The sequence below is a fragment of the Variovorax sp. 10L421 genome, from assembly GCF_056395365.1.
Genome location: NZ_JBFTJJ010000012.1, coordinates 109207 through 121053 on the forward strand (window position 1 = coordinate 109207; position 11847 = coordinate 121053).

Sequence of the window (11847 nt, forward strand, 5' to 3'; positions counted from 1 at the left end):
CTTGCTGCCAGCCACTCTAGCACCCGCCGCGCGGCGCCTACTTGAGCCAGCCGCGCCGGCGGAAGTACCACATCGGCACCAGCGCGCTGGCCGCCATCAGCACGATGGCATACGGATAGCCCAGCGACCAGTCGAGCTCGGGCATGAACTTGAAGTTCATGCCGTAGATGCTCGCGATCAGCGTGGGCGGCAGCAATGCGACGCTGGCCACCGAGAAGATCTTGATGGTCTTGTTCTGGTTGATGTTGATGAAGCCGACGGTCGCATCCATCAGGAAGTTGATCTTGTCGAACAGGAAGGCCGTGTGGTTGTCGAGCGACTCGATGTCGCGCAGGATCTGCCGCGCCTCCTCGAACTGCTCGGCGTTGAGCATGCGGCTGCGCATCATGAAGCTGACCGCGCGGCGCGTGTCCATCACGTTGCGGCGGATGCGGCCGTTCAAGTCTTCCTGGCGGGCGATGGCGCCCAGCACCTCGCCGGCCAACTCGTCGCTGACGTTGCCCTCGAGCACTTTCTTGCCCGCGATCTCGAGTTCGTCGTAGATGTTCTCGAGCGTGTCGGCCGAGTACTCGGCGTCGGCATCGAACAGCTTGAGCAGTACTTCCTTCGCGTCCTCGATGAGCCCGGGCGCGCGGCGCGCGCGCATGCGCAGCAGCCGGAACACGGGCACGTCCTCGTCGTGGATCGAGAACAGCACACCGCGGCTGCGAAGCTCGGTGTTGTGCTGGTTCAGGATGAACGCCACGCGCACCGAGCGCGGATCTTCGTCGTCGTCGATCAGGAAGTCGGAGCGGATGTGCAGCTCGCCGTTGTCTTCCTCGTAGAAGCGGGCCGACTCCTCGATGTCCTCGTCCATCGCGTCTTCGGGAATCGAGAGGCCGTAGTACTGCTTGATCCAGCGCTTCTCTTCGAGCGTGGGCGACTCGAGGTCGACCCAGATCGGCTGGAACCTGGAGAGCTCCTCGAGCGACTCGATCTCTTCCTGGACGAGGCGGCCGTTGGCGAGCGTAAAGATGTTGAGCATGGGCTCACTCCCGGGTATGACTGAAACGTTGGGCGAGGGAGGGGCGCTTTCAATTCCCGGGCCCGACGCGCGAAAAAAGCGTCAGTGAAAGGGAGTTGAAAGCTGCCGAGACGGGGCGGTTTCCATAGGAAGAATCTCCGGTTGCAGCGAGGCGCGATTATGTCACCGGCCACATGGCTGCCCCATGCTTGGGCTGGACGGACATACAGTAAAGTCGCTCTCCATGCAGACCGCTGCGCTCCCTGTTTTTCCCGCCGCGCCGAAGACCCAGGCCGAGCGCCTGGCCGCCGCGCTTGCGACGCTCAACGATGCGCAGCGCGCTGCGGTCGAGCATGGCGTGGGTGCTGCGATAGCCGAGCGCGACGAGCGGCCGCTGCTCGTCATTGCCGGCGCCGGCTCGGGAAAGACCAGCACGCTGGCGCACCGCGTCGCACACCTGATCGCGGGCGGTGTCGATCCGCAGCGGCTGCTGCTGCTGACTTTCTCGCGCCGCGCCGCGCAGGAGATGGAGCGCCGCGCCGGCCAGGTGCTGGCGCGGGTGCTCGGCCTGAAGTCCGAGGTGCCGCCCGCGCTGCCGTGGGCCGGCACCTTCCACGGCATCGGCGCGCGGCTGCTGCGCGAGTACGCGCCGCAGATCGGGCTCGGCGAGAACTTCACGATCCATGACCGCGGCGATGCCGAAGACCTGATGGGGCTGGTGCGCCATGAGCAGGGCCTGTCTTCCACCGTGAACCGTTTTCCGCGCAAGGGCACCTGCCTGTCGATCTACTCGCGCTGCGTCAACACGCGCGCGCCGCTGGCCCAGGTGCTGAAGGAAGCCTTTCCCTGGTGCGGCGAATGGGAGGCCGAGCTGAAGAAGCTGTTCGGTGCGTATGTCGAGGCCAAGCAGCAGCAGAACGTGCTCGACTACGACGACCTGCTGCTGTACTGGGCCGGGATGGCCGCCGAGCCCGCGCTGGCCGCGCACATCGGCGCGCGCTTCGATCATGTGCTGATCGACGAGTACCAGGACACCAACCTGCTGCAGGCCTCGATCCTGCTGGCGCTCAAGCCCGATGGACGCGGGGTGACGGTGGTGGGCGACGACGCGCAGTCGATCTACTCGTTTCGCGGCGCGACGGTGCGCAACATCCTCGACTTTCCGTCGCAGTTCACGCAGCAGGCCAGAGTCGTCACGCTGGAGCGCAACTACCGCTCGACGCAGCCGATCCTGGACGTCTCGAACCGCGTGATCGTGCAGGCCGCCGAGCGGCACGCCAAGACGCTGTGGACCGACAAGCCCTCGGCCGGCAAGCCGCTGCTGGTGCTCGTGCCCGACGAGGCCGGGCAGGCACGCTGGGTGGCCGACAAGGTGCTGGCGCACCGCGAAGGCGGGCTGGCGCTGAAGTCGCAGGCGGTGCTGTTCCGCACCTCGACGCACAGCGCGGCGCTCGAGCTCGAACTGGCACGGCGCAACATCCCCTTCGTGAAGTTCGGTGGGCTCAAGTTTCTCGAGGCCTCGCATGTGAAGGACCTGCTCGCGGTGCTGCGTTTTGCGCAGAACCCGCGTGGGCGCATGGCGGGGTTCCGTGTGACGCAACTGATACCGGGCATAGGCCCCGTGACCGGCGCGCGGCTGCTCGATGCGATGGACCAGGCGGCAGACCCGGCCGCGGCAGTGCGCGACTTCGTGCCACCGGCCACTGCTCGCGCGCAATGGGGCGACTTCGCTGCAGCCTACGCCGCCTTGCGCGCGCCGGCGCTGAAGTGGCCGGCCGATGTCGAACTGGCGATGGCCTGGTATCTGCCGCACCTGGAGCGCCTGTACGAGGACACGTCCGGCGTGCGACGCGCCGACGTCGAGCAATTGGCCCGCCTCGCCGCCGGGTATGCCTCGCGCGAACGCTTCCTCGCCGAACTCACGCTCGACCCGCCCGAGGCCACCAGCGACCGCCCGGGCCCGCCGCTGCTCGACGAGGACTACCTGATCCTCTCGACCATCCACTCGGCCAAGGGGCAGGAATGGAACTCCGTACATGTGCTCAACGTGGTCGACGGCTGCTTGCCGGCCGACGTGGCGCAGAGCGCGCACGAGCTGGAAGAAGAGCGCCGGCTGCTCTACGTGGCGATGACCCGGGCGCGCGACCACCTGCACCTGCTGGTGCCGCAGCGCTTCCACATCACGCAGCAGGCGGCGCGCGGCGACCGGCACCTGTATGCCAACCGCACGCGCTTCATTGCCGAAGCCGATCTGGCCGGCTTCGAGCAGCAGACCTGGCCCCCTCCGCCGGAGCGGCCGCCGGCCGTGCCGCCGCCGAGCGCGGTGATCGACCTGCGCAACCGGATGCGCGCGGCCTGGCGTTGACTGGGCAGCTGCCGGCCCTTCCGGCGGCAGGGTCACGCGCTGCCGGAAGATGAAACACTTGTTCCGGATGAATCGCCGCATCGCCTGCCCTGCGCGCGGCAGATGCTATCGATTCGCTAGCGTGTGAAATGCCGCACACAAAGCGCAGAAACCCCGGGCAACTCAGGTATTGCAATACCGTGACAGCTTGGGCATAGTGAATCGAACTTGCCCTCTGCCTTCTTCTTTTCTTCCCCCGCCCTCTCTCCCACAACTCCCGTTTCTCGCCGGCCAAGCTGCATTCCGCAGTGCGGTCATTTCCCCAACCGTCAATTCCAGGAGGTCATTCATGAATTTGACGATCAGCGGTCATCACCTCGACGTCACACCTGCCTTGCGCACCTACGTCACGAGCAAGCTGGACCGGATCACCCGACATTTCGACCAGCTCGTCGATGTGAAGGTGATCCTCACGGTGGAAAAGCAAAAGGAAAAGGAACGCCGCCAAAGGGCGGAATGCAACATCCACGTCAAGGGCAATGACATGTTCGCGGAATCGAGCCACGCTGATCTCTACGCCGCGGTCGATGAACTGGTCGACAAGCTCGACCGCCAGGTGGTGCGCCACAAGGACCGCCTGCAGGACCACCATCACGCCGCGCCCAAGCGCGTGATGTAGGAGGAGCCCTCGGGCTCGCATCCAAGGCCGCCTTCGGGCGGCTTTTTGTTTTCCGACTGCAGCGGTGGGGCTTTGGCAAGCTCCCAGAGGGCGCGCGAGGCCTCTGGGCAACATGTAGACAGAAAGTAAATAGGGGGACTGGGGGTTTTTACCAAGCGGGTGCATAATCGCCCCCGCCCTGCACCCACCATGAATCGCCTCGCGTCCATCCTGCCGCCCGCTCAAGTGCTTGTGAGCGTTGACGCTACCAGCAAGAAACGTGCTTTCGAAGAAGCCGGCCTGCTGTTCGAAAGCCTTCACGGTCTGGGCCGTGCCCTCATCACCGACAGCCTGTTTGCGCGCGAGCGCCTCGGTTCCACCGGTCTGGGCCATGGCGTGGCCATTCCGCATGGCCGCATCAAGGGCCTCAAGGCGCCGATGGCGGCCGTGTTCCAGCTGGCCAATCCCATCGGCTTCGACGCACCCGACGAGCAGCCCGTCGCGCTGCTGATCTTCCTGCTGGTGCCCGAAGCGGCCACGCAGAAGCACCTCGAAATCCTCTCTGAAATCGCCGAACTGCTGAGCGATGCCAGCCTGCGCGAACAGATCAAGTCCAGCACCGACGCGTCCGTCCTCCACGGCCTGATCGCTGGCTGGCAATCCACGCAAGTCGCCTGACCTGTGGCTCGCCCCCAGGCTTCGCGCACTTCGTGTCGCTTCGCCAACCCCCTACCGGGGGCAATACCAGCGGCCCGGCAAAGCCGGTTCCGCGGTATTCTGGCCTGCCCCAACTCTGGTGCGTGAGCGCCGTCTCCTGAACGCATGAAGCCGACCGTCATCAGTGCCGATGCCATGTTCGAGGAGTTCCGCGGGTCGCTCCGCTGGGAATGGCTCGCAGGGCTCGGCGCTTCAGAACGCCAGTTCGACTCCGAAGTCATCAGCCGGGCCCAATCGGCGGCCGACCTCGTCGGCTACCTCAACTACATCCACCCCTACCGCGTGCAGATCCTCGGCGCCCGCGAGGTGGCCTATCTGACGCGCGGCAGCGAGGAAGACTGCGCCCGGCGCATCGCCCGCATCGTCACGCTGGAGCCCCCGATGCTGGTGCTGGCCGACGGCCAGGCCGCGCCGGACGAACTGCTGTCGATCTGCGAACGCGCCCAGCTGCCGCTGTTCGCCACGCGCGAGTCGTCGGCCTTCGTGATCGACCTGCTGCGCGCCTACCTGTCCAAGCACTTTGCCGAGCGCACCTCGATGCACGGTGTGTTCATGGACATCCTGGGCATGGGCGTGATGATCACGGGCGAATCGGGCCTGGGCAAGAGCGAGCTCGGGCTGGAGCTGATCTCGCGCGGCAACGGCCTCGTGGCCGACGATGCGGTCGATCTTTTCCGCATCAACCAGAACACCATCGAAGGGCGCTGCCCCGACCTGCTGCTGAACCTGCTGGAAGTGCGCGGCATCGGCCTGCTGGACATCCGCGCGATCTTCGGCGAGACGGCGGTGCGCCGGAAGATGCGGCTCAAGCTCATCGTGCACCTCGTGCGGCGCGACAGCTTCGAGCGCGACTACGAGCGCATGCCATCGGCGCCGCTCACGCAGGACGTTCTGGGCATTCCGGTGCGCAAGGTCATCATCCAGGTGGTGGCGGGGCGCAATATCGCCGTGCTGGTGGAGGCGGCGGTGCGCAACTCGATCCTGCAGCTGCGCGGCATCGACACCTATGCCGACTTCGTGGCGCGCCACCACAAGGCGATGGAAAACGGCCGCGAAGGGGACTGACCGGTTGGGGGTATGCGGCCGCCGCCGGGCCGCCCCAAGGCGGGCCGCGCCTCCCCCTCGGGGGGGATTTACACGCAGCGAAGCGCAGTGAAAAGCCGGGGGGTCAACGTTTCTTGGCGCAGTCCCCGCAAAGGCCGTACAGCGACATGGCATGGTCCTGCAGGATCCAGTCCTTGTCCTTGGCGATCATCTGCTGGCGGCGTTCGATCTCGGCGTCGTAGAACTCCTCGACCTTGCCGCACGAGGTGCAGATCAGGTGGTCGTGGTGCGTGCCTTCGTTCAGTTCGTAGACCGCCTTGCCGCTTTCGAAATGGCTGCGCTCGAGGATGCCGGCCTGCTCGAACTGCGTGAGCACGCGGTAGACGGTGGCCAAGCCGATGTCGGAGTGTTCGTTCAGCAGCACGCGGAACACGTCTTCCGCCGTCATGTGCCGTTGGCTGCCGGTCTGGAAGATCTCGAGGATCTTCAGGCGTGGCAAAGTGGCCTTGAGGCCGGTATTCTTGAGTTCGTCGATGTTGGCCATGTGATTCCTGCGCCCTGGGCTGCGGCAAAGGCCCTGAAAAGGGCCAGCCGCTACAATGGCCGATCATATCGCTACCCCCCTTTTTCCTCCCATGCCTGCCATTCTCCAACGCCGTCCCTGGCTGCTGGTTGCTGCCGTTGCCGCAACGCTCTGCCTTGGTGCCTGCAGCGGTTTCAGCGATCGCACGCGTGGCGCGCTGGCCGCCGTCACTCCGTACAAAGTCGAAGTGGTGCAGGGCAATTTCGTGTCGAAGGAACAGGTCGCGGCGCTCAAGCCGGGCATGTCGCGCCAGCAGGTGCGTGAAATCCTCGGCACCTCGCTGTTGAACGACGTGTTCCACGCCAATCGCTGGGACTACGTGTTCACCATTCGCCGCCAGGGCGTGGACCCGCAGGAACGCCACCTGACCGTGTTCTTCAACGGCGAACTGCTCGACCGCTTCGAGGGCGACGAGATGCCCAGCGAGGAAGAGTTCGTCGCCACGCTCGACACCCGCAAGAAGTCCGGCAAGGTGCCCACGCTCGAGGCCTCGGAAGACGAGCTCAAGAAATTCGCACCCTCCAAGGACGAGAAAAAAACCGACTCCGCCGCGGGCGCATCGGCCTCCCTGCCGCCGCTGCCGGCTGCCTATCCTCCGCTCGAAGCCGCGCGCTGAGCGCGGCGCGAGCAGCATCGGCAGCGGGCGGCGCCCGCCGAGCCAGGCGGCGTCCGTCCCGTGTGCATGCATGCCATTGGCCGTTTCGAAATCCTCGAAGACTGAATCCGCGTGACTGAATCCAACTCCACTCCTGCCAATTCCACTCCCGCGCCACGCCGCATCGCCGTCGCGGGAGCATCCGGCCGCATGGGCCACATGCTGATCGAGGCGGTGCGCAATGCGCCTGACCTGCGCCTGGCCGGCGCGCTCGACATTGCCGGCAGCCCGGCACTCGGCACCGATGCCGGCGCCTTCCTGGGCTTCGAGAGCGGCGTGTCCATCGTGTCCGAACTGCGCGCAGGCCTGAAGGACGCGCAGGTGCTCATCGACTTCACCCGCCCCGAAGGCACGCTTGCGCACCTCGCGGCATGCCGCGAGCTCGGTGTGCAGGCGGTCATCGGCACCACCGGCTTCAGCGACGCGCAGAAGGCCGAGATCGCCGAGATCGCGAAAGACATCGCGATCATGATGGCGCCCAACATGAGCGTGGGCGTCAACGTCACCTTCAAGCTGCTCGAAATGGCGGCCAAGGCCATGTCGACCGGCTACGACATCGAGATCATCGAGGCGCACCACCGCCACAAGGTCGATGCGCCCTCGGGCACCGCGCTCAAGATGGGCGAAGTCATCGCCGATGCGCTGGGCCGCGACCTCAAGGACTGCGCCGTGTACGCCCGCGAAGGCATCACCGGCGAGCGCGATCCCTCCACCATCGGCTTCTCGGCCATCCGCGGCGGCGACATCGTGGGTGACCACACCGTGCTGTTCGCGGGCACCGGCGAGCGCATCGAGATCACCCACAAGTCGTCGAGCCGCGTCACCTACGCGCAGGGCAGCCTGCGCGCGGTGCGCTTCCTGGAGGGGCAGCGCGCCGGCCTGTTCGACATGTACGACGTGCTGGGCCTGCGCTAGCTCAAGGGACATCGATGAGCGTGCTCGAACTGCTGACCCATGGCGACGGCGTCAGCCGTTCGGTGGCGGCGCTGCTGCTGGCGATGTCGGTCGCGAGCTGGGTCATCATTCTCTGGAAGGCGTGGCTGCTGCGCGGCGGCACGCGCGATGTGCTGCGCAGCATCGCGGCGTTCTGGCAGTCGTCCACGCTGGCCGACGCAGAGCAGAAGCTCAAGGCCTTCGACCGCGCGACGCTCGTGTCGCCTGCCGTGTCGGCCATCAAGAGCGTGGCCGCCGGTGCGCCGGCCGGCACGCTGGGCGCCACGGTCGACCGCAACCAGCGGCTCACGCGCGTTCTGCGCGACGCCCTGCACGGCGCGCTGCGCCGGCTGCAGGCGGGGCAGATTCTGCTCGCCACGGTTGGCGCTACGGCGCCCTTCGTCGGATTGCTGGGCACGGTCTGGGGCATCTACGGCGCGTTGACGGGCATTGCCGGCCAGACCGGCGGCTTCACCATCGACAAGGTGGCAGGCCCGGTCGGCGAGGCGCTCATCATGACGGCCTTCGGCCTCGCCGTGGCCATTCCGGCCGTGCTGGCCTACAACGTCTTCGGCCGCGTCATCGGCCGCATCGAAGCCGAGCTCGAAGGCTTCGCGCACGACCTGCTGGGCAGCTTCGGTGAGGCGGCCGGGCCCGCGGCACCGCCGCCGGCGCGGCCGATGCCGGTCTAGGGAGCGCACGCGCCATGGCCTTCGGTCGCACTTCACTGGGCAGCAGCGCCGCAGGTGGCGGGCGGGCCATGGGCGCCGGTGCGCAGCGGCCGCTGTCCGACATCAACGTGACGCCCCTGGTCGACGTGATGCTGGTGCTGCTGGTGATCTTCATCATCACCGCGCCGCTGATGGCCAGCTCGATCAAGCTCGACCTGCCGCAGACCGATGCGGGCCAGCCCAACGACACGCCCAAGTTCGTGAGCCTGTCGGTCGACGCCTCGGGCAAGGTCTTCTTCAACGACAAGGCTGTGACCGACGAGGAACTGGCGCAGCAGCTCGAAAAGGCCGCCGCCGACAGCAAGGACACCGAGGTGCAGCTGCGCGCCGATCAGGCCGTGCCCTATGGCAAGGTGGTGGCGCTGATGGGCATCGCGAACAAGGCAGGGCTGAGCCGCATCGGATTCGTGACCGAGGCAGAGCCGGCAGGCGAGAAGAAGCCGCGCTGACCCTGTCTTGCTCCTTCCCCCTCTGGGGGAAGGCTGGGATGGGGGCTCGGCGGCATCGGCGGCTGCGCGGCGGTGGAGGCCGTCAGCCCCCACCCCAACCCTCCCCCAGCGGGGGAGGGAGCAAATATCGGATGCTCAGCTCAACACCACCGGCTTGGTGTGCCAGATCTCATGCGCGTACTGCGCAATGGTGCGGTCCGACGAGAACGCCCCCATCCCCGCCACATTGAGGATCGCCATCCGCGTCCAGGCATCCGAGTCGCGGTACAGCGCATCGACCTCGGCTTGCTTGGCCACGTAGCTCGCATAATCGGCCAGCAGCAGGTAGTGGTCGCCCCAGTTCACCAGCGCGTCGTAGATGCCCTGGTAGCGCGCCGGTTCGCCCGCTGAAAACGCGCCGTCCCGGATCGCGTCGAGCACGCGCTTGAGTTCAGCGTTCCCTTCGTAGATCTCGCGCGGCTGGTAGCCCCGCGCGCGGATGTCGGCCACTTCGGGCGTGGTGTTGCCGAAGATGAAGATGTTCTCCGGCCCTACGTTCTCGCGCATTTCCACGTTGGCGCCGTCCAGCGTGCCGATGGTCAGCGCACCGTTGAGCGCGAACTTCATGTTGCCGGTGCCCGATGCCTCGGTGCCGGCCGTCGAGATCTGCTCCGACAGGTCGGCCGCCGGCATGATGGTCTCGGCCAGGCTCACGCTGTAGTTCGGCAGGAACACCACCTTCAGCAGCTTGCCCACGCGCGCGTCGGCGTTGATGGTGCTGGCAACGTCGTTGATGAGCCGGATCACGAGCTTGGCCATCGCGTACGCCGACGCCGCCTTGCCCGCGAACACCACCACGCGCGGCACGATGTCCAGCGGCGTGCCCGCGGCCTGCGCGTCGAGGATGCGGTGGTAGCGCGCCACCACGTGCAGCACGTTGAGCAGCTGCCGCTTGTATTCGTGGATGCGCTTGACCTGCACGTCGAACATCGCGTCGGTGTCGATGTCGATCTTGAGGTGCTGCTCGATCCAGTTGGCCAGTCGCAGCTTGTTCTCGCGCTTGGCATGGCGGAATGCGCGCACGAAGGCCGGTTGCTCGGCCATGGGCCTGAGCGCCTCGAGCTGCGACAGGTCGCGCCGCCAGCCCTTGCCGATGCGCTGGTCGAGCAGCGCCGCCAGCGGCGGGTTGGCCTGCGCCAGCCAGCGGCGCGGCGTGACGCCGTTGGTCTTGTTGTTGAAGCGCTCGGGAAAGATCTTCGCGAAGTCCGAGAAGATCGACTGCTTCATCAGCTCCGAGTGCAGCCCCGACACGCCGTTGATCGAGTGGCTCGCCAGCACCGCCACGTAGGCCATGCGCACGCGGCGCTCGCCGGTCTCGTCCACCAGCGACAGGCGGCGCATCAGCTCCACGTCGTTGCCCACCTTCTGCGTCACCGTGGCGAGGAACTTCGCGTTGATGTCGTAGATGATCTGCAGGTGCCGCGGCAGGATGCGCCCCAGCATCTCGACCGGCCAGGTCTCCAGCGCCTCGTGCATCAGCGTGTGGTTGGTGTAGCTGAACACCTTCTGCGTGTGCGCCCAGGCCATGTCCCATGTGAGGCCGTACTCGTCGAGCAGCAGGCGCATCAGCTCCGGCACGGCGAGCACGGGGTGCGTGTCGTTCAGGTGGATGCTGACCTTTTCCGAGAGCTGGTCGAAGGTCTTGTGGTTGCGCAGGTAGCGCCGCAGCAGGTCCTGCACGCTCGCGCTGCAGAAAAAATACTCCTGGTGCAGCCGCAGCTCGCGGCCCGAGGGCGTGGAGTCGTCGGGGTAGAGCACGCGCGAGACGTTCTCCGAGTGGTTCTTGCTTTCCACCGCCTGCATGTAGTTGCCGCGGTTGAAGGCCGAGAGGTCGATCTCTTCGGTGGCGCGCGCCGACCACAGCCGCAGCGTGTTGGTGGCCTGCGTGCCGTAGCCGGGAATGATGGTGTCGTAGGCCACGGCCAGCACATCGTGCGTGTCGACCCAGTCGGCCGCGCCGTAAGGGGCGTTGGTGCCTTCCCGCTTCTGCACATGGCCGCCGAAGCGCACGCGGTAGTTCACCTCGGGCCGCTGGAACTCCCACGGGTTCCCGCGCGTGAGCCAGTAGTCGGGTGTTTCCACCTGCTGTCCATCGACGATGCGCTGGCGGAACATGCCGTATTCGTAGCGGATGCCGTAGCCCATGCCCGGCACGCCCAGCGTGGCCATCGAGTCGAGGAAGCAGGCGGCGAGCCGCCCCAGGCCGCCGTTGCCCAGCGCCGCGTCGGGTTCGCGCTCGGCCAGTGCGTCCATGTCGACGCCGAAGTCGGCCAGCGCCTCGCGCACGGTGTCGTAAAGGTCGACCGCCAGCAGCGCGTTGGTGAAGGTGCGCCCGATCAGGAACTCCATCGACAGGTAATAGACGCGCTTGAGGTCCTGCGCGTAGTTGGCGCGCGTGGTCATCATCCAGCGCTCGACCAGCTGGTCGCGCACGGCCTGCGAGGTGGCGTTGAGCCAGTCGTCCTGGCTGGCGGCGACCGGGTCCTTGCCGACTGCGTAGATCAGCTTGTTGGCCACCGCGCGCTTGAAGGCTGCGACGTCGCGGTCGGGGTGGTCGTAGGCGAAGTCTTTGATCGTCATGATTGGCGCTCTTCGGTGTGGGTGATGGTGTTTTGCTGCCGTGCGTTTGTCTTGGGTGCGTGCGAATGACACCGAGTGCTCCCCTGCGCGTGAGCGCACCCCGAATCACGA

The 11847-nt window shown here is 66.5% G+C and carries 11 protein-coding genes; 8 read left to right on the top strand and 3 right to left on the bottom strand.

Annotated features, from left to right (window positions below; translation table 11 throughout):
• Positions 1 to 37: 37 nt before the first annotated feature.
• On the bottom strand, positions 38 to 1024 hold the full coding sequence (gene corA, locus AC1DFC_RS17240; RefSeq protein WP_007832681.1) for a magnesium/cobalt transporter CorA: 987 nt from the start codon (positions 1022 to 1024) through the stop codon (positions 38 to 40).
• Positions 1025 to 1247: 223 nt separating this feature from the next.
• Between corA and AC1DFC_RS17245 the strand changes: the two genes are divergently transcribed.
• The 4 genes from AC1DFC_RS17245 (at position 1248) to hprK (ending at position 5787) form a co-directional block, all read left to right on the top strand.
• Positions 1248 to 3368 (top strand): ATP-dependent helicase, encoded by a 2121-nt coding sequence (locus AC1DFC_RS17245; RefSeq protein ID WP_478179654.1) that lies wholly within the window; start codon positions 1248 to 1250, stop codon positions 3366 to 3368.
• 328 nt (positions 3369 to 3696) lie between these two features.
• Positions 3697 to 4026 (top strand): ribosome hibernation-promoting factor, HPF/YfiA family, encoded by a 330-nt coding sequence (hpf, locus tag AC1DFC_RS17250; RefSeq protein ID WP_007832687.1) that lies wholly within the window; start codon positions 3697 to 3699, stop codon positions 4024 to 4026.
• Positions 4027 to 4215: 189 nt separating this feature from the next.
• A complete protein-coding gene (locus tag AC1DFC_RS17255; protein WP_007832688.1) occupies positions 4216 to 4683 on the top strand; it encodes a PTS sugar transporter subunit IIA in 468 nt (155 codons plus the stop codon).
• A gap of 144 nt (positions 4684 to 4827) precedes the next feature.
• On the top strand, positions 4828 to 5787 hold the full coding sequence (hprK, locus tag AC1DFC_RS17260; RefSeq protein ID WP_007832689.1) for an HPr(Ser) kinase/phosphatase: 960 nt from the start codon (positions 4828 to 4830) through the stop codon (positions 5785 to 5787).
• Positions 5788 to 5890: 103 nt separating this feature from the next.
• Here the strand turns inward: hprK and fur are convergent, their stop codons facing one another.
• A complete protein-coding gene (fur, locus tag AC1DFC_RS17265; protein ID WP_007832691.1) occupies positions 5891 to 6310 on the bottom strand; it encodes a ferric iron uptake transcriptional regulator in 420 nt (139 codons plus the stop codon).
• A 91-nt stretch (positions 6311 to 6401) separates the two neighbouring features.
• Here fur and AC1DFC_RS17270 point away from each other — a divergent pair, with 91 nt between their 5' ends.
• The 4 genes from AC1DFC_RS17270 (at position 6402) to AC1DFC_RS17285 (ending at position 9117) form a co-directional block, all read left to right on the top strand.
• Positions 6402 to 6965, top strand: a complete 564-nt coding sequence (locus tag AC1DFC_RS17270; RefSeq protein ID WP_007832693.1) for an outer membrane protein assembly factor BamE — start codon at positions 6402 to 6404, stop codon at positions 6963 to 6965.
• A 111-nt stretch (positions 6966 to 7076) separates the two neighbouring features.
• The gene (dapB, locus tag AC1DFC_RS17275) at positions 7077 to 7919 is read left to right on the top strand and encodes a 4-hydroxy-tetrahydrodipicolinate reductase (RefSeq protein WP_081502647.1); all 843 of its coding nucleotides are present in this window, start codon (positions 7077 to 7079) and stop codon (positions 7917 to 7919) included.
• A gap of 14 nt (positions 7920 to 7933) precedes the next feature.
• Complete coding sequence (locus tag AC1DFC_RS17280; RefSeq protein WP_007832697.1) at positions 7934 to 8629, top strand: MotA/TolQ/ExbB proton channel family protein; 696 nt, start codon at positions 7934 to 7936, stop codon at positions 8627 to 8629.
• A 14-nt stretch (positions 8630 to 8643) separates the two neighbouring features.
• On the top strand, positions 8644 to 9117 hold the full coding sequence (locus tag AC1DFC_RS17285; RefSeq protein WP_007832699.1) for an ExbD/TolR family protein: 474 nt from the start codon (positions 8644 to 8646) through the stop codon (positions 9115 to 9117).
• Between the two features lie 135 nt (positions 9118 to 9252).
• Here AC1DFC_RS17285 and AC1DFC_RS17290 read toward each other — a convergent pair whose 3' ends face one another.
• Positions 9253 to 11736, bottom strand: coding sequence for a glycogen/starch/alpha-glucan phosphorylase (locus AC1DFC_RS17290; RefSeq protein ID WP_413336283.1), 2484 nt, complete (start codon positions 11734 to 11736; stop codon positions 9253 to 9255).
• Positions 11737 to 11847 lie beyond the last annotated feature (111 nt).

What these genes read in the sequence shown, in the direction of transcription:
- AC1DFC_RS17285 (WP_007832699.1), top strand. Translation starts at nt 8,644, where the DNA reads ATGGCCTTCGGTCGCACTTCACTGGGCAGCAGCGCCGCAGGTGGCGGG.
- hpf (WP_007832687.1), top strand. Translation starts at nt 3,697, where the DNA reads ATGAATTTGACGATCAGCGGTCATCACCTCGACGTCACACCTGCCTTG.
- hprK (WP_007832689.1), top strand. Translation starts at nt 4,828, where the DNA reads ATGAAGCCGACCGTCATCAGTGCCGATGCCATGTTCGAGGAGTTCCGC.
- AC1DFC_RS17270 (WP_007832693.1), top strand. Translation starts at nt 6,402, where the DNA reads ATGCCTGCCATTCTCCAACGCCGTCCCTGGCTGCTGGTTGCTGCCGTT.
- AC1DFC_RS17280 (WP_007832697.1), top strand. Translation starts at nt 7,934, where the DNA reads ATGAGCGTGCTCGAACTGCTGACCCATGGCGACGGCGTCAGCCGTTCG.
- AC1DFC_RS17245 (WP_478179654.1), top strand. Translation starts at nt 1,248, where the DNA reads ATGCAGACCGCTGCGCTCCCTGTTTTTCCCGCCGCGCCGAAGACCCAG.
- fur (WP_007832691.1), bottom strand. Translation starts at nt 6,310, where the DNA reads ATGGCCAACATCGACGAACTCAAGAATACCGGCCTCAAGGCCACTTTG.
- AC1DFC_RS17290 (WP_413336283.1), bottom strand. Translation starts at nt 11,736, where the DNA reads ATGACGATCAAAGACTTCGCCTACGACCACCCCGACCGCGACGTCGCA.
- AC1DFC_RS17255 (WP_007832688.1), top strand. Translation starts at nt 4,216, where the DNA reads ATGAATCGCCTCGCGTCCATCCTGCCGCCCGCTCAAGTGCTTGTGAGC.
- corA (WP_007832681.1), bottom strand. Translation starts at nt 1,024, where the DNA reads ATGCTCAACATCTTTACGCTCGCCAACGGCCGCCTCGTCCAGGAAGAG.